General features: G+C 61.4%; 18 protein-coding genes and 1 pseudogene. 4 read left to right on the top strand and 15 right to left on the bottom strand.

Translation table 11 applies throughout. The features are described 5' to 3' along the window. Positions 1 to 70 precede the first annotated feature (70 nt). Positions 71 to 1,480, bottom strand: coding sequence for a hypothetical protein (locus tag IC614_RS00550; RefSeq protein WP_207791129.1), 1,410 nt, complete (start codon positions 1,478 to 1,480; stop codon positions 71 to 73). Between the two features lie 24 nt (positions 1,481 to 1,504). Continuing rightward, positions 1,505 to 1,978, bottom strand: a complete 474-nt coding sequence (locus IC614_RS00555) for a DUF4396 domain-containing protein (protein ID WP_226372672.1) — start codon at positions 1,976 to 1,978, stop codon at positions 1,505 to 1,507. Between the two features lie 51 nt (positions 1,979 to 2,029). On the opposite strand from IC614_RS00555, the gene IC614_RS00560 reads away from it, so the two are divergent. Next, complete coding sequence (locus tag IC614_RS00560; protein ID WP_200971826.1) at positions 2,030 to 2,419, top strand: MerR family DNA-binding protein; 390 nt, start codon at positions 2,030 to 2,032, stop codon at positions 2,417 to 2,419. Here the strand turns inward: IC614_RS00560 and IC614_RS00565 are convergent. The 9 genes from IC614_RS00565 to IC614_RS00605 form a co-directional block, all read right to left on the bottom strand. Continuing rightward, the gene (locus IC614_RS00565; protein WP_200971827.1) at positions 2,344 to 3,540 is read right to left on the bottom strand and encodes a hypothetical protein; all 1,197 of its coding nucleotides are present in this window, start codon (positions 3,538 to 3,540) and stop codon (positions 2,344 to 2,346) included. The two genes, IC614_RS00560 and IC614_RS00565, sit on opposite strands and share 76 nt — an antisense overlap. A gap of 97 nt (positions 3,541 to 3,637) precedes the next feature. Continuing rightward, positions 3,638 to 4,372, bottom strand: coding sequence for a leucine-rich repeat domain-containing protein (locus tag IC614_RS00570; RefSeq protein WP_200971828.1), 735 nt, complete (start codon positions 4,370 to 4,372; stop codon positions 3,638 to 3,640). A gap of 123 nt (positions 4,373 to 4,495) precedes the next feature. After that, positions 4,496 to 4,873, bottom strand: a complete 378-nt coding sequence (rplL, locus tag IC614_RS00575) for a 50S ribosomal protein L7/L12 (protein ID WP_200971829.1) — start codon at positions 4,871 to 4,873, stop codon at positions 4,496 to 4,498. A 56-nt stretch (positions 4,874 to 4,929) separates the two neighbouring features. Next, the gene (gene rplJ / locus IC614_RS00580; RefSeq protein ID WP_200971830.1) at positions 4,930 to 5,445 is read right to left on the bottom strand and encodes a 50S ribosomal protein L10; all 516 of its coding nucleotides are present in this window, start codon (positions 5,443 to 5,445) and stop codon (positions 4,930 to 4,932) included. Between the two features lie 372 nt (positions 5,446 to 5,817). Then, positions 5,818 to 7,422: a carbon-nitrogen hydrolase family protein gene (locus tag IC614_RS00585; RefSeq protein WP_200971831.1), complete on the bottom strand. Its 1,605-nt coding sequence runs from the start codon at positions 7,420 to 7,422 to the stop codon at positions 5,818 to 5,820. 13 nt (positions 7,423 to 7,435) lie between these two features. Beyond that, positions 7,436 to 7,753, bottom strand: coding sequence for a DUF6481 family protein (locus IC614_RS00590; RefSeq protein WP_200971832.1), 318 nt, complete (start codon positions 7,751 to 7,753; stop codon positions 7,436 to 7,438). Positions 7,754 to 7,845: 92 nt separating this feature from the next. Further along, on the bottom strand, positions 7,846 to 8,055 hold the full coding sequence (locus IC614_RS00595) for a hypothetical protein (RefSeq protein WP_200971833.1): 210 nt from the start codon (positions 8,053 to 8,055) through the stop codon (positions 7,846 to 7,848). Between the two features lie 52 nt (positions 8,056 to 8,107). Continuing rightward, positions 8,108 to 8,314 carry a cold-shock protein gene (locus tag IC614_RS00600; protein ID WP_200971834.1) on the bottom strand — a complete coding sequence of 69 codons (207 nt, stop codon included), beginning with the start codon at positions 8,312 to 8,314 and terminating at the stop codon, positions 8,108 to 8,110. Between the two features lie 261 nt (positions 8,315 to 8,575). Then, entirely contained in the window at positions 8,576 to 8,758 is a 183-nt protein-coding gene (locus IC614_RS00605) for a hypothetical protein (RefSeq protein ID WP_200971835.1), read from the bottom strand. A gap of 307 nt (positions 8,759 to 9,065) precedes the next feature. Here IC614_RS00605 and IC614_RS00610 point away from each other — a divergent pair. Then, positions 9,066 to 9,739 (top strand): annotated as a pseudogene (locus tag IC614_RS00610) (oxygenase MpaB family protein). 134 nt (positions 9,740 to 9,873) lie between these two features. Here IC614_RS00610 and IC614_RS00615 read toward each other — a convergent pair. The 4 genes from IC614_RS00615 to rplK form a co-directional block, all read right to left on the bottom strand. After that, a complete protein-coding gene (locus IC614_RS00615; protein WP_200971836.1) occupies positions 9,874 to 10,713 on the bottom strand; it encodes an autotransporter outer membrane beta-barrel domain-containing protein in 840 nt (279 codons plus the stop codon). Between the two features lie 168 nt (positions 10,714 to 10,881). Then, positions 10,882 to 13,863 (bottom strand): TonB-dependent receptor domain-containing protein, encoded by a 2,982-nt coding sequence (locus IC614_RS00620; RefSeq protein WP_200971837.1) that lies wholly within the window; start codon positions 13,861 to 13,863, stop codon positions 10,882 to 10,884. A gap of 233 nt (positions 13,864 to 14,096) precedes the next feature. Further along, positions 14,097 to 14,792 carry a 50S ribosomal protein L1 gene (gene rplA / locus IC614_RS00625; RefSeq protein WP_200971838.1) on the bottom strand — a complete coding sequence of 232 codons (696 nt, stop codon included), beginning with the start codon at positions 14,790 to 14,792 and terminating at the stop codon, positions 14,097 to 14,099. A 4-nt stretch (positions 14,793 to 14,796) separates the two neighbouring features. After that, complete coding sequence (rplK, locus tag IC614_RS00630; protein ID WP_200971839.1) at positions 14,797 to 15,228, bottom strand: 50S ribosomal protein L11; 432 nt, start codon at positions 15,226 to 15,228, stop codon at positions 14,797 to 14,799. Positions 15,229 to 15,581: 353 nt separating this feature from the next. On the opposite strand from rplK, the gene IC614_RS00635 reads away from it, so the two are divergent. Together IC614_RS00635 and IC614_RS00640 are read left to right on the top strand one after the other, a co-directional pair. Further along, positions 15,582 to 16,190, top strand: a complete 609-nt coding sequence (locus tag IC614_RS00635) for an outer membrane protein (RefSeq protein ID WP_200971840.1) — start codon at positions 15,582 to 15,584, stop codon at positions 16,188 to 16,190. 140 nt (positions 16,191 to 16,330) lie between these two features. Continuing rightward, complete coding sequence (locus IC614_RS00640; protein WP_226372673.1) at positions 16,331 to 17,437, top strand: DUF47 family protein; 1,107 nt, start codon at positions 16,331 to 16,333, stop codon at positions 17,435 to 17,437. Positions 17,438 to 17,701: the final 264 nt, after the last annotated feature.

The following is a 17,701-nucleotide window of genomic DNA, read 5'->3' on the forward strand; positions in this document are numbered from 1 at the left end:
GACGTGAGATCTAAAATTGGAATGTCATTCCAGCGAAAGCTGGAATCTCACTTACCTAAATCTTATCCGATCAATCCACTTTCAAGCGCACGAACGCCATCGCGCCCGCCGGGTCGCCGTCGTAGAGCGGCTCCAGCGCCGCGGGCACGAAATTGCGGGCGTAAAGGCCGCCGATGCCGAACTTCACGCTGGGTGCCACCTCGAAATCCCGGATCACGCCGATCGACGCCTTTCCGACCCGGTAGGTGTCGCCATGATGGCCATCTTCCGACAGCAATTCATCATTCTCGGTATATTCGGCACGGCCGAACAGGGTCCAGGCATTGAGGCCGACGGCGGTTTCGAGGACGAGCGCGTCGAGGCTGCCATGATCCTTGTCGCGGCGGCCCCAGGCGGCGGTCGCCGACCACCATTTCCCATCGCCGAGGTCGCGCGTGTAGATCCCGCTCGCCGACCAGCGGGTTTCATCCTCGCCGGGCTCCAGTTGTTCCGGGCTCTTGAGATCCGCCCAGCTCGCCTGAAGGGAGAGGTTGGCATTGGGGTTCCAGCTCAACCGCACTGCGGTGGAATCGAGCGGCGCCGTTTCGATGTCGTAGCGCTTCTCATCCGGCTCCCGGCCGTTGAAGCGGGAGGCTTCGATCTTCACGTTCCGATGCGTGATCCCCGCCGTGACCACGCCGAACGTGATATGGGTGGAATCGAGCCAATGATGGGTGATCGGCGCCTCCGGGCTGTCCATGATCGACATGCGGTGCATGAAGGCGGGCGGGCCAAAGGCGGGCTCGCCGGGAAGGCCGCCATAGAGATAGAGGCTGGTGTCCGGCGCGAGGGGCACGCTGTAGCTCGCCGACAATTCCATGAAGAAATCGTGCGGATGCTGGCGGTCGACGAGCGGCGTGACGCCGTCCGCAGTCTCGCCCGAGGCGAGAAGGAGGGGGTAGCCCGCCTTGCCCATGAAGGGATCGGGGCTCAGCATCGTGCGCAACTGAAGCGTGCCGGCGCCGAGCGGCCGCTGCGCCATGCCCATCACCATGCCGGACAGGAACGCCTTGTCGTCTCCGCGAGGACCGTCCTGGCTGCTATAGACGCCGTTCAGGAGGGCATGGCCCATCAGGGTCCACTCCCCGGCCCGCAGATGGACGCCGCCATGACGGGAAGCATCGGGCTGCCAGGCCGTACCGGAGGCCTCGCGGGATGAAGGGTAGGGGCCGAGCGCGCCGCGCATGGCATGGGCGGCGGCGGCATGGCCGTCATGACCTTCGGATTTCATGTCCTCGGCCATGTCATGATGGCGATGCGGCCCTGCCTCCTGTGTTTGCGGAGGGGTATGTCCGGCATGATCGTCCTGTCCGGCGGGCGGCGGGGCCGGCGCCGGAGCGGACGGTTGGGGCGCGGAAGGATGGGCGCCATGATCGTGCTGTTGGGCGAAGGCCGGCGCCGCCATCAAAGCGAGAAGAGACACGGAAAGCATCGAACGCATGGTGATCGTCCTCATATCGAAAGGTCAGTGACAGGCGCGGCCCAGGGCCTTGAGGCGCCAGTAATTATAGGGAAGCGGGGCAAGGAATCCGGCCAGCAGCATGATCGGCAAGACCCACCAGGTGAGCATCGCGCCGCCGGTCAAGAGCCAGTCGACGCCGTTCATCGCCGCTTCCATCGCGATCATCGAGATGAGCGACATGCCGATCGCGGTCTTGAAGGCGGTGCGCAACGCCATCTGGCGCGACAGGATGGCGGTTTCGAGCGCGATCGACGCGAGGATGCCGTTCAGCGTCGCGAGGATCATGATCGCCATGGTCGGCCAGGCGATGCCGGTCAGCTGGAAGAAGGCGATGGTTCCGAAGTCGCCGGCCGCGCAGCCGGTCAGACACCAGGCGGTGTTGACCGAGGCGCGGCGCCATGTGTGACGGCAATGCCAATGGAAATCGGGCAGGGCGGCGGCATGGGCCATGAGGTTGCTCCTTGATTCGGCGGCCATGGCGGGCGAAATAAGGCTTCCAGTAACTGGAAGGTCAAGACATTGCCGGGAATGACGATCGGACAGGCGGCCCAGGCGGCGGGATTGCCAGTAAAGACGGTGCGCTATTATGCCGATATCGGCCTGGTCGTGCCGGAGGGGCGCGCGGCGTCCGGCTATCGCATCTACGGCACGGTGGAAGTCGGGCGTCTCGCCTTCGTGCGGCGGGCGCGCGCCTTCGGTTTTTCGGTGGAGGAATGCGGGGAGCTGCTCGGCCTCTACCAGGATCCGGGGCGAGCCAGCGCGGAGGTGAAGCGGCTGGCCCTCACCCATTTGCGGACGATCGACGCGCGCCTCGGCGAATTGCAGCGCCTCCGCGACGAGCTTCAGCTGCTCGCCGATGCATGTGCGGGCGATGCGGGTGCCGATTGTCCGATATTGGGCGCCATCGCCGCAGGTTGAGCCGCCTCGGCCTTGAGAAACCGCATGATCGCATCCGCCGCGACGGGGCCGGTCGGCTTGTCCGCCGCGCCGAACGTGTCGCGAATATAATCGATCTGCCGTTGCCGGTAGCGTTCGTGGGTGCTGAACGCTTCCTCAAGCCCCGCCTCCAGATCATTCACATGGTCGATCACCGGCCCCATGTCCCAGAAACGGTAATTGGGGTCGCCCCGCCAGTCCGCCCCATGCGCGTTGAGGAACAGGCAAGGGCGGGGGCGGATCAGGAATTCGGCCGCCTGGCTGCTGACGTCGCCCAGATAGAGGTCCGCCCCCATCGTATAGGTCATATCCGCCGACGCGACGCTGCCAAGGTCGATCCGCATGTGCGGCAGCCGGTCGAAGCGCGCGAACGGCGCATATTTGTCGGGGCGCGGCGGGTAGAAGAGCCGGATGTGCGGCGCGAAGACCAGGTTGTAGCGATCGCTGCGCGCGAAATGATCGAGCACCTGTTGCCCCCAGGCCGGCCAGGACGACAGGCTCAGCCAGAAATGTGGATTGTAGACCACGGTCGGCCGGCCGTTCGAAAAAAGCGGCTCGCGCTTCATGCGCCGGATGAGATCGAATTTGGCATAGATGCCGGTGGCGTAATGGCCCTCCTCGACCAGATGCTCCTCAAGCAGCCTTTTCTCGATCTTGCCGCCGGACATCAGCACGAAGTCGAACTGGCCGATATCCTTCTGGAAGCCGCTGGCGCGATCCCCGGCGCCGTGCCGCGTCCAGATGAAGCGCGGCTTCTTCAGGAAGCGTTTCAGCAGCAAGGTCGTGCGTTCCGGGACGACCAAGGCGTCGAAGCCGCTGAAATAGCGCAGGTTGCAAAAGAGGGAGAGGAGCTTGGGCGCGATGCCCTGGCCCCAGCGCGGGATGCTGTCGCGGACCCAACGCGGCAGGCTCAGCATCTCGAAAATGGGTCGGGCGTCCGGATAATATTGGCGGGCGAGCTTCTTCACGAAGGCGAGGTGGGCGGGAGTCGCCGCGGCGATATGGACTTCCGCGTCCTTGTGACGGCGCGAGAGTTCCAGCGCGATCGGCAGCGCATGAAAGGTCTGATGCGCCTGCGCGATGAAGGGAAAACAGATCTTCATCAGGCATGGCCTCCAGGCTTGCAGGCGTTACGGACCAATCATGGAACGACGGTTCCGAGGTCGGGTTCCATCCCTTTCCGTTGATAATGGAGTTAAATTATTTCCAATTTCGCGTGTCGAACCAGGTGCATTCGAGATCGGGTTTGGCCTGATGGAGCCGCTCGAATTCCGCTTGGGGTGCGAAACGCGCACACTGCAATAATTTGAGCCTTGAGAGGGTTGCCAGTGAAGAAAGGTCTTTATCCTGAAGCCGGACGGAGGTGAGGAAGAGGCCTTGCAGGGATCTGAGGCCGGCAATTGGTTTCAAACTGTGTAGCGTCAGCGGGATCCACATGCTGCCCTCCACGCCCAAGGCTTCAAGTTGATGGGCATCATTGAGCCAGGCCAAAGTTGAGATATGCTTCGCATTCTCGATGAACAAACGCTTCAAGGCCGGCATAAGAAGCAGGGGGCTGAAATCCGTGACGTTACGCGCACTATCAATTCTTAGGTGCCGCAGGCGTGTCAGATTGCCTAAGCAGTCAATGTTCGCTGCTGTAACCGGACCGTTGAGATCCAGACGCTCCAGTTGTTTCAGGGTGCAGATTTCCTCGAGGAACGGCTGATCCACCGACCGGGCGACGAGGTAGCGGATGGTCCGGCACTCACCGATTCCGCGATAGGAGGTTTTGCTTCGCGACAGGCCGGCGACCTCGGCGCAAGAGGCTATCTCATCCGGCCGCTGCACGAATTTATGGTTCCAGCCCGCTTGCTCCCATTCATCGATCCCGCGAAGCTGTTCGGCAAGTGTATAGTGTCTGCCGCCTCCGGCAAATGGCGATGCACTTCTCATTGGAAGGATGATAATGACGTGAAGTTAACAAAAGAAGGCGGCCCCTAGGGAACCGCCTTCTTTCAAAGCCTGGATCCCGGATCAAGTCCGGGATGACTCCGATGCGCCGCAAGGCGCCTCGGATCACTTGAGCTCGACGGTGCCGCCTGCTTCCTCGATCTGCTTCTTGATCTTTTCGGCTTCGTCCTTGTTCACGCCTTCCTTGATCGGCTTCGGAGCGCCTTCGACGAGCGCCTTGGCTTCGCCGAGGCCGAGGCCGGTGATCGCGCGGACTTCCTTGATGACGTTGATCTTCTTGCCGCCGTCGCCGGTGAGGATCACGTCGAATTCGGTCTTCTCTTCAGCGGCCGGAGCAGCGGCGCCGCCGCCAGCCGGGCCAGCAACCGCGACAGCCGCGGCGGCCGAAACGCCCCACTTTTCTTCCAGCGCCTTCGCGAGGTCGGCGGCTTCGAGGACGGTCAGCTCGGAAAGCTGATCAACGAGAGCATTGATGTCTGCCATTTTAAGTCTCCAATGAGGGCGCGTCGGCCCCGTATGTTCAGTTCAACAAGAAAAAATCAGGCGTCTGCCTTGGCGGCGAAAGCGCCGAAGACACGCGCAAGCTGTGCGCCCGGCTCGTTGATGGTCCGCGCAATCTTGGTCGCCGGCGCCTGGATGAGGCCGATGATCGTTGCACGCAGTTCATCGAGAGACGGAAGCTCGGCGAGCGCCTTCACTCCGTTGACATCGAGGAGCGTATCGCCCATCGCACCGCCCACGATTTCGAACCTGTCGGTCGTCTTCGCGAAGTCGACGACCACCTTGGCGGCCGCGACGGGATCGGTGGAGGTGGCGAGCGCCGTCGGACCCGTCAGCATGTCGCTGATGGGTGCGTAGGTCGTGCCCTCTACGGCAATCAGAGCGAGCGTATTCTTGGACACCTTAAAGCTGGCGCCGGCTTCACGCATCCGGTTCCTGAGGGTGGTCGATTGCGCCACCGTCAGGCCGAGATTGCGGGTGATGACCACGACCGCGCTCTCGTTGAACGTCTGCTTCAGCTGTGCGACCTGCTCGGCTTTTTGAGCGCGATCCATGCCTTACACTCCATTACGCACGGCGGACCATCCGCCGCGCGGGTACTTATGTCCGAGGGGTAGGGCTGACGGCCTGATCGTTCAGGCAGACACCGATGCGGCTGAGCCGTTCGGCTTGAAACTCTTCCCCGTCTAGGCTGGACATTAAGGAGGCCAAATCACCTCCACCAACTGTCTCGGACGGCTGCCCGGCGGGAAAGCCCACCCGGCAAGCCCGCGCCTCTACCGCAATCTCCCGCAAAGTCAACCGCCAAGCCGCGCCGGGCGCCGAGCGGTGCCGAGAGCGGGCATGGGTGCAGCTTGAATATGCGCCCTTGAAAGCATTGGCCGCATCCGGGAAATCATGTGCTCGCCTCCGTAGAGACTTGGTGCCTAGCCACCGCCCGGTGCCTTGGACCCCATCGGCCGCATATCGGGAGAGGGGCGATCATCTTGGCCACGATTCCAATCGATGCGATAAAGATCAAACCGGCGGTCTGAAAGGTTGCGAACGGTGCCTTCCGCACGTGCCCAGGTGAGATCGGCGAGATTCACGTCAGCGATCGTCAGCGTTTCGATATTCTCGCTTGCTTCCGCCGCGATACCGTCGCGGGCGAACGGGAAATCGCAGGGCGTGAGGATGCACGATTGAGCATATTGCACGTCCATATTGTCGACTCCGGGAAGGTTCCCGACATTCCCGGACAAGACGACGAAGCACTGGTTCTCGATAGCCCTTGCCTGCGCGCAGTAGCGCACCCGCATATAGCCCTGGCGATTGTCGGTGCAGAAAGGCACGAAGATAATCCGCGCGCCTTCATCCACCAGCCGCCGGGCAAGTTCCGGAAACTCGCTATCATAGCAGATGAGCACGCCGATGGGCCCGATGTCGGTCTGGATGACCTCAACCGAGTTCCCGCCCTTGATTTTCCACCAATACGCTTCGTTCGGCGTCGGGTGAATCTTCTCCTGCGCGTGGACCGATCCGTCGCGCAGGCAGATATAAGCGACGTTCTGGATGCTGCCGTCTTCGGTGCGGGTCGGGTGGGATCCGCCGACGATGTTGATGTTGTAACGCAGCGCCATGCGCGACAATTCGGCGACGATCGGCGCGCGGTGATCGGTCATACGGTCTATCGCCTCCATCGGCGACAGCGCTTCCTTTTCAAACGAGAGGAGCGACATGGTGAACAATTCTGGAAACACTACGAAATCGGAGCGATAGTCCGCCGCCACGTCGACGAAATATTCGACATTGTGGACGAACTCATCGAAGCTCTTCACCGCCCGCGCCTGGAGCTGGACGGTAGCGAGGCGGACGCTTTCAACATCGCGTGGCACGCGGAAGGCGAGCGGCTCGTTCGGGTCCACATAAGGATTGCGCCATACCATGTGCGCGGCAAACCCGTCGGACGCCTTGTCGAACGGGAGATATTTGCGAAGCACTCCGATCGGCGTGAACCCATTCGAAAGCTGAAAGCCAATGACGGGGTCGCGGAACTTTCCTTCGCGCACCCGGTCGAGATAGTCTTCGGGGCCGTCCACTTTCGACTTAACGCGCGCATAGCCCGGCATCCGGCCGCCGAAGACGATGCCGCGCAACTCCAGCCGTTCGGCGAGAGCCCGTCGCGCTTCATACAGACGCTTGCCGATACGAAGGCCGCGCTGACGTTCGTCCACGGCCATTTCGATTCCGTACAGCCAGTCCCCAGTGGGATCGTGGCGGCTGCCAAAGCCATTGCCGGTGATCGTCGCCCAATCGTGCGGCGCCAGCGCGATCACCTCGTCGATCCGCGAAGAGGCGCAATAGCCGACGATTTCGCCCTCGAAGACCGCGACGAACTGCCCTGCGGGGAAGTTGTTGATCTGGCCGCGTATCTGCCCGGCATTGTAATTTTCGATGCCAGGATAAGCGCGACTGATGAGCGCGAGTATGCCCGCTACGTCCTTAGGACTGGCCGTGCGCACTTGCAGCGTAGCGGGGCTCTTGCTCGACATGGCTGCTAAAGCCCTATTTCCTGCTTTTGCGCGCCGCGTAGCGCGCATCGCGCGCGGCCTTGCGATCCGCTTCAGTCGGCGGCGCGGGAATCGACGCGGCTTTCTCGGCGGCCTTGAGGGCTCTCGCCTCCTTGGCGGCACTTTCCGCCGCCTTCTTCGCTTCACGCTTTTCAGCTTCGGCGGCTTCGCGCCGTGCACGCACCGCTTGCCGCTCCGCGACGACCTTCTCGTCGACGGGGGCCTTCGAACGCAGGGCATCGAGCGCTTTCCGTTTCGCTTCCAAGGCTCTGCCGACCCGGTCCTGAAAGGACGGATCCTTATATGAACTCATGTCTCATCAACTCCTGAACTTGGCTAGAGACGGTTGTCGGCCGCACCTGTTCCAGAAACGGCGCGCCCGACAACCGGGAAAAGACCAAGCGTTTATTTCGTCGCGAACTGCCCGGCTTCCGCGCCATAATGCTCCTTGGCATGAGCGCGGGCGGCGGTGGCGGTCTTGAACAGCTCGTCCTGCAAGGTGGAGGTCACCAGCGGATAATGCTGCGAATTGTATCGGGTTTCACGAATGGTAAGGCGGAAATGCCCTTCCTCATCCTTGGCGATCAGGTACGGGTGAATGGCGCGTCTCGACATGAATGTCTCCGATATTCGATTGAAAGGGGCAGGCGCTTGCCCCCGGAAGGGTTCAGGCAGCTTGCAGGTTGATCGCGGAGGTCTTGCCGCGTGCGTCCGTTTCAAGTTCGTAGCTGACCCGCTGATCCTTGTTCAGCCCGGGGAGCCCGGCGGTTTCCACGGCGGTGATGTGGACGAACGCATCGGCGCCGCCCGCATCGTTGAAGATGAAGCCATAGCCCCGGTCGTAGTTAAAGAATTTTACGGTACCAACGGTCATGCGCGGTCCTTTCACGATGACAGGTTTTCCGCGCGCAACCGGCGCAGCGGAGCTATTGAAGCGTGAAAGGGAAGGAGAGGCGCGCGAGGCGCCGACAAATTCCGTCGCAGGCGACGTGAGCAATTCTTATGTAAGCGCAAGGCGGGCAGCTTGCAACCGATGCTTCGCGGGTGCCGCCCCTTGCCAAAAATATGCCGCGCGGCTGTTCCAAGATCGATTTTGGCTGCCCGCTTCCGGCCCGTTCAGCTCCTAAAGCAGGGCCTAAAGCGGCTGAGGCTGCGCTGGCGTTTCGGGCAGGGCCGGGTCCGGGTCGTCCCGGCCCGGATCGGGCGGGATGGTTTCCGGGGGGCTGGTGTCCGGCTGGTCTGGCGACGGCTGCACCGGCTGGATTTCGGGCGGCGATTGGGGCGTGATGATATCCGGCTGTCCGGGCTGCGTGGCCATGGCGGCTCTCCTTTCACCGCCAATGATCAGGATTGAGCGATGTTCCTTGCCGGCGTCCGTTCTCTTGAGCGAGGACCAACCTGTATCGCGCCTCAGGAGAAAGCCCGATGGCCAGCTTCACGCACCGGGCCGCCCGCTTGACAGGTGCCGATCCGGTTGCGCGCGCGATAAACGGCGGATCGCGGGAGAAGTGCGCGCCGTTTTTCACGATTCAGCGCGCGGCGAGGGGCCGGTGCAACGTTCCGCGGATGCTCTGTTTTCTCCTGATTCCGTCATCTGGCGCGTCCATGGCGACGTCACCACGATGATGGTGGGCGGGATCGCGGCGCTGCTGTTGCAGATGCTGCACCCCAAAGTGCTGGCGGGCGTGTGGGACCACTCCGACTTCCGGCGTGACATGCTGGGCCGCCTGCGCCGCACCGCGCGCTTCATCGCGCTGACGACTACGGACATCGCGACGAGGCCGGAGCCGCGATCGACCGGGTGCGGCGTATCCACGATCATGTGGCCGGGACGCTGCCCGACGGCACGCCCTATCGCGCCGACGATCCCGACCTGCTCCTGTGGGTGCACCTGACCGAAACGGTCAGCTTTCTCGATGCTTGGATCCGGTACGGGGAGCTAGGAATGAGCCGCGCCGATCAAGACCGTTATTTCGCGGAAGCGGCACGGATCGGCGGCGCGCTGGGCGTCGAACGCCCGCCGCTTAGCCGAGCCGAGGCGGAAGCGATGATCGCGGCGATGCGGCCCGAGCTCGTTGCCGACGCGCGATCCCGGGACGTGGCGCGGATCGTCCTTAACTCACGCGGCTCGTCACGTGCGACCCGGGGCGTGCAGCTGCTCACCGTCCAGGCCGCGATCGATCTCCTCCCCGCCTGGGCGCGCCGGATGCATGGCTTTTCCGGCCCAGGGGTCGCGGCCTCATTGATTCGGGCCGGCACATTCGGCATGGCGAGCACATTGCGGTGGGCGTTCCGCTAAACGTTCTACGTTCCGGTGGGGCGAAGCGGCCAAGCGTCAGCGGGCTTCGTCCTTGCCCACATTGCCCAGCGGTCTCACGCAAAGAGCCCCCCGGCATTGCTGCCGGGGGGCTCTTTTCAAGGTCGGGCCAAGGCTTAGAACTGGAAGCGGAGGCCAGCCCTGAGGCCATAGCCTTTGAGGTCGTCGCCGAACCGGTAGTCGGCCTTTAGGAAAGCCGAAGTGCGGTCGGACGCGCCGAAGACGTTCACGATGCCCGACACTTCGCCATAGGTCTTGTTGCGGGGATCGTCGATCCGGACGGTTTCGCCCGCGCCCGTGATCGCCACGGCGCTTTCGCTGTGGAGATAGTGCCAGACGCTCGGCATGATGCTCGCTTCGATCCGCGTGCCGCCGGTGTCGAAGCTGGTTCCGGCGCGAAGGCCGAGACGCCCGCGCAGGGTTCGCCCGTCGGACATGCCGACCGTCGCGCCGGAAACCTCCAGATCCTCCATTTCGGTATAGACATAATCGAGGGTCGCCTGCGGTTCGAGGAAGAAGCCGCCGAGGTTGGCGCGATAGCCGGTATCGATCCGCGCGCCGTAGCTGCGCACATTGTCATTGTCCCGTTCGATGCCGCCATTGGCATAATCGAGGTCGAGGATGTCGGCCTTCACCAGGATGTCGGTGAAGAAATTGCCGGTGACGTAGGTCATGTAGCCGCCGATATTGTAGCCGCTGAACCGCGCCTCGCCATCGTCGTCGTTGAAATCGACGTCCGAGCGGACATAGCCGGCGAGGACGCCCGCCATCACCACGCCGCCGCGATCGTCGACCGTTTCGGAAACCTCGTCGAAACCGACCTGAACGCCCCAGTTGGTGACGGTCACCGAATTCGGCTCCGCGATGCGCACGATCTGCGCGTCGGCGGGCGCCGCGCCGACCAGCCCCGAGGCGAGGAACGTCGAGGCGAGGGCGCTGCCGCAGAGAAGACGCATCTGAAGGAAGAAAGGGAGCGTTGCCGGCAAGACCGTTGGACAGGCGCGACAAGTCGCCGCTCGCAGAGGCGTGTAGGTGCATCATCGCGAAAAGGCCGGAGCGTTTCCGCCCCGGCCCTTTAATTTACCCGGCATTCATGAGGAGATTCGATACCTCCTCTTGATCAATCAAAATCCAATATCTGCCAAGCGTACACGTGCGCCGATATAGAAAAAGCGTCCAAGGAAATTGTATGGATAAGAGGTAGATGCAACATCCCCCTTCTCATCGGTGAGGTTGTTTACGCCACCGTAAACCTCGAACTCCTTAGATACATCATAGGCGAGGCGCAGGTCATGCTGCCACTTTTCGCGATAAAAGATATATTTGGGATCCGCGATATCCGGGTTGGCTTCAACCTGTTCGGTCGTATACCGGCGCGTTTTGCTGAAGTAATTGAGGCCATAATTGATCGACAGCGGGCCTTTGACCCAAGTGAGATCGAACGTACCACTATACTTTGGCGCAAAGGCTTCGGTGCGATCATCGTCGATGTCTGCTCCTGGCGTCGGAATATAAGTCAGCTTATCCAAGTAATTACCCACAATACGAAGGTTGAATGTGCCAACGCTTTCAGCAGGCGTAAACCGGTAATTTAAGGACAAGTCCAAACCGGCAGTCCGGAATTCCGCCACGTTCTGGGGAGCAACGAGATAATCGTTCACATATCCGGTGTCCGGATCGCGGCCTACCAAGGCACAGAAAGCATTGTCCAAGGTCGGCTGATCGACGCAAAGGTCGGTCAGCTCCTGGGCCGTTGGGGTGCTCACCGCATTTGCCAGCTTAATATTGTACCAGTCCGCCGTCAGGGTGAAATTTCGAAGGAAGGTCGGTGTAAAAACTATACCTGCGGTCCAGGTCTTTGCCGTTTCCTCCTCAAGGTCAGGATTACCGCCGGCCCGGCCTGGCAAGCTGACAGTTGCAGTAGGATCGCTCGTGGGGCTGAACGTCGCTGGATCAATACCGAGATTTGTAAGCAGCGCCGTGCAATTGGCTTGGCGGAATTGGGTACCTTCAGGAATGTTCACGGGATCGCAGGGATCGTCGATGAACGAGAAGGTGCCGTTTTCCGGGCTGAACAATTCGGTGATGTTCGGCGCGCGAACGGCCTCGGAATAGGTGGCGCGGAAGCGAACGTCGCGAACAGGTGCATAGACGCCGTTCACCGACCATGTCGTCGTCGTACCGATAGTCGAATAATCGGACAGGCGGACAGCGCCGCCGACTGAAAGCGTATGCGCGAACGGCATGTTCGCCAGAATCGGAAGATTAACTTCGCCGAACACTTCCTTCACGTCGAACGAACCTTGCTCCGGCAAGATTTGCGCAAGATCGAGAAGCTCGCCAGCCTGGAGATAGGGATCGGAAACGAAGTCACTCGATTCCTTGCGATATTCGGCGCCCACGGCATAACCGATCGGTCCGCCGGGAAGCTGGAACAGTCCGCCAAGATCGCCGGACACGAAGCCTGACACAACATGCTGATCGACAGTGAAGCGGTTCACAAGATCGACATTGATCCAATCGATCGCGGCGGGATCGGCGACATATTCGCCCAGAAGGTTGAGGGGGACGCAGCCGCTGTTCGCGCCTGGAGTGAAGGTCGTGGCAGGAGCATCGTAATTGTTCGGATCAATATTCCCGTTGGGAAACAAAGTAGAGCGGCAGACGATGCGCCCAGTCAGCGGGTCGCGCACGGCATCAAGGGCGGCATAGTAACGGTCGCCGAGACGATAGTCGTCCTCCGTGAAGCGCGATTTCGTTTTTCCATAGACGTAGGACACTTCGTAGCGTGCATGATCGCCGAGGCGGCCATCAGCACCGAAGACCGCACGAATGGTCTCGCGATCAACCGTTTCGCCGCGCACTCCAAGGTCGAAATTGTCGCGAGAGATAAGCGCGCCATCGGGCGCGCGCGTTCCGAAGCGTTCGATGAGGAAAGGATTGTCTGGGGCGAGATAAGTAAAGAAGTCAAAGCTTGGCTGAGAAATGCTGTAGCTACGCGTATTGACATATTTGCCCTGCGCGAAGAGGCGAAGAGCCTCGCTTACTTCAAAACTAGAGATCAGGTTGACGTTATGAACCCGGTTATCAGGCTGAAGATCTCCCTGATAGCCGGCGAGCGGAGTGCTGTCTCCGCCTTGCGTCAAGCCCCCCGATTGGCGGAGGGTCCGGCCGCGGTCATAGACTTTGCCGGTGCCGGTGAAATCGGGTAGGCCATCGAGATCAACGTCCACGGCACTGTCGCGCGAACTGTCGGCGTAGCGGAGATCGTTCAATAGGATGCGATCGTAGACATTTGGATTGTCCGGAAAATCGGCGGGATTGCGCACGAGGCTGAAAGCATAGCGTGGATCGCCGACCCGGCGACGATCAAATCCGCTAACTCGATCATCTTCGGTGAATTCATAGGATATCGCGACATTGCCGCGGTCCTGAGCAAAATTCTTGCCTGCCGTGATGGCGAAAAAGCGATTACCCGCGTCACCTTCTTCGGAAATGCCGGCTTGGCCACGAGCGGAAAGGCCTTCAAAGTCCCGCTTCAGCACGAAGTTGACCACGCCCGAAACGCCATCGGCGCCATAAATGGCCGATGTACCGCCCGTCAGGACGTCTACGCGATCAAGCAGATCCTTTGGAATGGTATTGATATCGACGGCATTTGTGCCCGGCAAGCCTCCTACATGGCGACGACCATCGACCAGGACGAGGGTGCGGTTGGTTCCAAGATTGCGGAGATCCAGCAAATTAATACTGGTGCCGCCGAAAGCCGCAGTGGTGGAACCGGAGTTCTGGGAGCTAGTCTGCGAAGAAATAAGCGCTGGAGACTCGGACAAAAATTCAGTCAGGTTGGTTTGGCCCGATTGCTCCAGGGTTTCGCTGCTGAACGTCGTTACGGGATTCGGAAAATCGAGTTCCGGGCGCGCAATGCGCGAACCAGTAACGATGATTTCCTGATTATCCGCTTCAGCGGGTGTCTCGTCTACCGCCTCTTGGCTGGTCTCGGTCGATTGAGGGGCTTCTTGGGCATTCGCAATACCGGACGACGTGGCGATCGTCAGGGCCAGGACAGAAGCTGCGGAAAGAGACAAAGAGTTCAGCCTACGCATATTAACCTCGAATTATAGCCAAGTTCAATCATCTACCGCCTAAAAGAGGGCAGTGGAATACCAACATTGCGCTTTTCTACTATCAGACGAGGATTGTATCTTTGATGCAACTATACTGTCATATATTTGGCCAAGGGCGGTTATCATCTAGGCAACAAAAAAGGCCGGAGCGTTTCCGCCCCGGCCTTTCCATTTTTGCCCCGGACCGGAATAACGGTCCGGACGCTTGTTGCTTAAGCGTTCGCGACTTCCGTCGTGTCGACCTTGAGGCCCGGGCCCATGGAGGAAGACAGAGCGATCTTCTTCACATATTTGCCCTTGGCGCCGGCCGGCTTGGCCTTGACGATGGCGTCGACGAAGGCGTCGAAATTCTTGCGGAGGTCGTCCGCAGAGAAGCTCGCCTTGCCGATGCCGGAATGGATGATGCCGGCCTTTTCGACGCGGAATTCCACCTGGCCGCCCTTGGCCGCCTTCACGGCTTCGGCGACGTTCGGCGTGACGGTGCCGAGCTTCGGGTTCGGCATCAGTCCCTTGGGCCCCAGCACCTTACCGAGGCGGCCGACGATGCCCATCATGTCCGGGGTCGCGATGACGCGGTCGAAGTCCATCTGGCCGTTCTGGATCGCTTCCATCAGGTCTTCGGCGCCGACGACTTCGGCGCCGGCAGCCTTGGCTTCGTCGGCCTTGCCCGCGCGGGCGAAGACGGCGACGCGGACGTCCTTGCCGGTGCCCGCGGGCAGGGTGACGACGCCGCGGACCATTTGGTCGGCGTGACGCGGATCGACGCCGAGGTTGATGGCGACTTCGATCGTTTCGTCGAACTTGGCGGTCGCGTGGGTCTTCACGGTGCCGATGGCTTCATCGACGCCATAGAGCTTTTCGCGGTCGAGGGTAGCGAGCGCTTTCTGCTTCTTGGTCAGCTTTGCCATGATGTCAGCCCTCCACCACTTCGAGGCCCATCGCGCGGGCGGAGCCTTCGATGATTTTCGTCGCGGCTTCGAGATCGTTCGCGTTCAGATCCTTCATCTTGATCTCGGCGATCTCTGTGAGCTTGGAACGCGCGATCTTTCCGGCGGACACCTTGCCCGGCTCCTTCGAGCCCGACTTCAGGTTCGCGGCCTTCTTGATGAGGAAGGTCGCCGGCGGCGTCTTCGTTTCGAAGGAGAAGGAACGGTCGGCATAGACGGTGATGATCGTCGGGATCGGCATCGCCTTTTCAAGGTCGCCGGTCGCGGCGTTGAACGCCTTGCAGAATTCCATGATGTTGACGCCGCGCTGACCCAGAGCAGGGCCGATCGGCGGCGACGGATTGGCGGCGCCCGCGGGCACCTGGAGCTTGATGTAGCCCGTGATTTTCTTAGCCATTTTCACTCTCTTTCAAGTTTAGCGGTTCAAGCGGACGCAAGACGTCCTCCCGCAAATTTCCGACTGCGATGAGTTGGAAGAGGGCGCCCATAGCGAAAGAGGCCATGCAGGGCAACACTCCAGCGTCATTTGGATCACGGCGTCATTCCAGCGGAAGCTGGAATCTCATTTGGTTAAATGCGGAAGGGAAGGGAGATTCCAGCTTTCGCTGGAATGACGGGGGAGTTTGAATGAGAGGGTGGATCAATAGGGCGAGCCACATCTCGCGGTTCATGGAGCGGCAAGGCGGAGGACGCCAATCGGGCCTTAGACCGGTGCGCTGTACTGTGCCGGGCGTTCAGGAAGGAAATATCATGAAGTTTCACCATGTTCTCGCCGCAGCGGCCGTCTTCGCCGCCGCGCCCGCCGCCGCCGCCGATTTCTCCGGCCTTCGCGTCGAAGCCTATGGCAGCCGCGACGCGGCTTCCGTCAAAGGCGATTTCGAGGATGGCGACGGCCTGTTCGACCACAAATCGGACGATTTCGCCGTGGGTGGCGAGGCCGGTTACGATCTGAAGCTCGGCTCGACCCTCGTCGGCGCTTATGCGGGAATCGATTTCCCGAAGAATGAGCATTGCCAGCTTGTCGAGGGCGACGACGAACTCTGCTTCGAAGGCAAGCGCAATTACACGCTGGGGGCGCGGCTTGGTTTCCAAGCGAGCAACCGCGTGCTGCTGTATGGCAAGGCGGGCCTGTCGAACGGCAGCTTCAAGGCCGCCTATCGCGACCTTCAGGACCAGACGCAGAATTTCACCGGCACCGACGATGTCGGCGGCTATCATGTCGGCGGCGGCGCGGAGTTCGCGGTCGCGGGCCCGCTCTATATCAAGGCTGAATATCTCCACACCTCTTACAACGAGACGGAAGAGGGGGGCGACGTGTCGCGCAACCAGGTGAAATTGGGCGCGGGCCTTCGTTTCTGACCTGTCATAAAAATGTAACAAAGGGGCCGGAAGCAGCATCGTTTCCGGCCCTTTTTCCTTGACGGCGGGGGGATAAGCTGGCTCTCGGGGCCGGTTCTTCCAAGGCCGGAGTCCGTCCCATCATTCGCCAAATCGCAGCTTTGCCTTATCGCATCGACGGGCCGCCGGCCGAAGCGGTGACACGGGTGCTGCTGGTCACCTCGCGCGAGAGCAGGCGCTGGGTCATCCCCAAGGGCAACCTCACTTCCGGCCTGTCGCCGCACGATGGCGCGGCGCTCGAGGCGCGGGAGGAAGCGGGCGTCACCGGGCGCGTCTGCCCGACCGCGCTCGGCTCCTACACCTATCGCAAGCGGCGGGGCAGCGGCGCATCGCTGATGGTCAGCGTCAACGTGTTTCCGCTGGCGGTAACCGAAGAGCTTGCCGCCTGGAAGGAACAAGGCGAGCGCGGGCGGCGCTGGTTCACCCTGGCGGAAGCCGCCGACGCGGTGGACGAGCCCGATCTGCGCGACCTCATCCGGTCCTTCAGCACATCCGAATTCAACGCGGCCGTGCGGCGGTTCTCGCTGCCGCTTCCCGGCCCGACGACAGCAAAGGTCAGTTCAATGTTCGCCTGGTTCCAGCGCCTGTTGCCGAAGACCGGCAATTTCTTCGAATCCTTCGAAGCGCATGCCGCGACGATCATCGCCGCGGCCAACGCCATGGCGCGCCTGTTCGAGGACGGGAAAGCGGCCGACGAGCATATTCGCGAAGTGCTGGAGCGGGAGAATGACGCGGACAACATCACCCGCGACGTACTCCACACGGTGCGGCAAACCTTTCTGACACCATTCGACCGGGGCGCCATCACGGGCCTGATTGGCGCGATGGACAATGCCATCGACGAGATGCAAGCGACGGTGAATGCCATCCGCCTTTACGAATTCACCGGCTTCGAGCCCGAAATGAAGGACATGGCGGGGATCGTCGTCGACGCCGCGCGGTTGACGGCGGAAGCCATGCCCTTGCTCCGCGACGTGGGCCGCAATGGCGCGCGGCTCCATGAGCTCACCGAGCGGCTGGTGCGGATGGAAGGCCATGCCGACGAAATCCACGCCAAGGGCCTCAAGAACACGTTCAAGAAATATGGCGGGACGGACACGCTCCGCTTCGTCGTCGAGCGCGAAATCTACAAGCATCTGGAACGGATCGCCGACGCGTTCGAGGATGTCGCCAACGAGATTGACGGCATCGTCATCGAACACGCCTGACGGGTAGAGCTAAGGGTCCGTACTCAATTAGGGAGCGGGTTGTGACGGGTTGGCATTTGTTGCCTGGGGAGGAGAGAGGAGAGGAGCGATGCTTATGCATCGTGACCGACGAAGCGACGCTGCCAGGCGGCAAAGGACAATCCGCCGCTTCGCGGTCGTCTGGAGAGCGCTTTTGGATGCGTCGATCGCCTCGTACGGCCCATCAAGGGCCGCCCTTCGGCTCTCTCCTGCCCAAAAGCGCTCTCCAGACGATCCCAACCCACT

This window comes from Sphingosinicella flava (assembly GCF_016025255.1).
Lineage (GTDB): Bacteria > Pseudomonadota > Alphaproteobacteria > Sphingomonadales > Sphingomonadaceae > Allosphingosinicella > Allosphingosinicella flava.

What these genes read in the sequence shown, in the direction of transcription:
- IC614_RS00600 (WP_200971834.1), bottom strand. Translation starts at nt 8,314, where the DNA reads ATGACCGTTGGTACCGTAAAATTCTTTAACTACGACCGGGGCTATGGC.
- rplJ (WP_200971830.1), bottom strand. Translation starts at nt 5,445, where the DNA reads ATGGATCGCGCTCAAAAAGCCGAGCAGGTCGCACAGCTGAAGCAGACG.
- IC614_RS00620 (WP_200971837.1), bottom strand. Translation starts at nt 13,863, where the DNA reads ATGCGTAGGCTGAACTCTTTGTCTCTTTCCGCAGCTTCTGTCCTGGCC.
- IC614_RS00635 (WP_200971840.1), top strand. Translation starts at nt 15,582, where the DNA reads ATGAAGTTTCACCATGTTCTCGCCGCAGCGGCCGTCTTCGCCGCCGCG.
- IC614_RS00605 (WP_200971835.1), bottom strand. Translation starts at nt 8,758, where the DNA reads ATGGCCACGCAGCCCGGACAGCCGGATATCATCACGCCCCAATCGCCG.
- IC614_RS00555 (WP_226372672.1), bottom strand. Translation starts at nt 1,978, where the DNA reads ATGGCCGCCGAATCAAGGAGCAACCTCATGGCCCATGCCGCCGCCCTG.
- rplL (WP_200971829.1), bottom strand. Translation starts at nt 4,873, where the DNA reads ATGGCAGACATCAATGCTCTCGTTGATCAGCTTTCCGAGCTGACCGTC.
- IC614_RS00615 (WP_200971836.1), bottom strand. Translation starts at nt 10,713, where the DNA reads ATGCGTCTTCTCTGCGGCAGCGCCCTCGCCTCGACGTTCCTCGCCTCG.
- IC614_RS00570 (WP_200971828.1), bottom strand. Translation starts at nt 4,372, where the DNA reads ATGAGAAGTGCATCGCCATTTGCCGGAGGCGGCAGACACTATACACTT.
- IC614_RS00585 (WP_200971831.1), bottom strand. Translation starts at nt 7,422, where the DNA reads ATGTCGAGCAAGAGCCCCGCTACGCTGCAAGTGCGCACGGCCAGTCCT.
- rplK (WP_200971839.1), bottom strand. Translation starts at nt 15,228, where the DNA reads ATGGCTAAGAAAATCACGGGCTACATCAAGCTCCAGGTGCCCGCGGGC.
- IC614_RS00550 (WP_207791129.1), bottom strand. Translation starts at nt 1,480, where the DNA reads ATGCGTTCGATGCTTTCCGTGTCTCTTCTCGCTTTGATGGCGGCGCCG.
- IC614_RS00595 (WP_200971833.1), bottom strand. Translation starts at nt 8,055, where the DNA reads ATGTCGAGACGCGCCATTCACCCGTACCTGATCGCCAAGGATGAGGAA.
- IC614_RS00560 (WP_200971826.1), top strand. Translation starts at nt 2,030, where the DNA reads ATGACGATCGGACAGGCGGCCCAGGCGGCGGGATTGCCAGTAAAGACG.
- IC614_RS00565 (WP_200971827.1), bottom strand. Translation starts at nt 3,540, where the DNA reads ATGAAGATCTGTTTTCCCTTCATCGCGCAGGCGCATCAGACCTTTCAT.
- IC614_RS00590 (WP_200971832.1), bottom strand. Translation starts at nt 7,753, where the DNA reads ATGAGTTCATATAAGGATCCGTCCTTTCAGGACCGGGTCGGCAGAGCC.
- rplA (WP_200971838.1), bottom strand. Translation starts at nt 14,792, where the DNA reads ATGGCAAAGCTGACCAAGAAGCAGAAAGCGCTCGCTACCCTCGACCGC.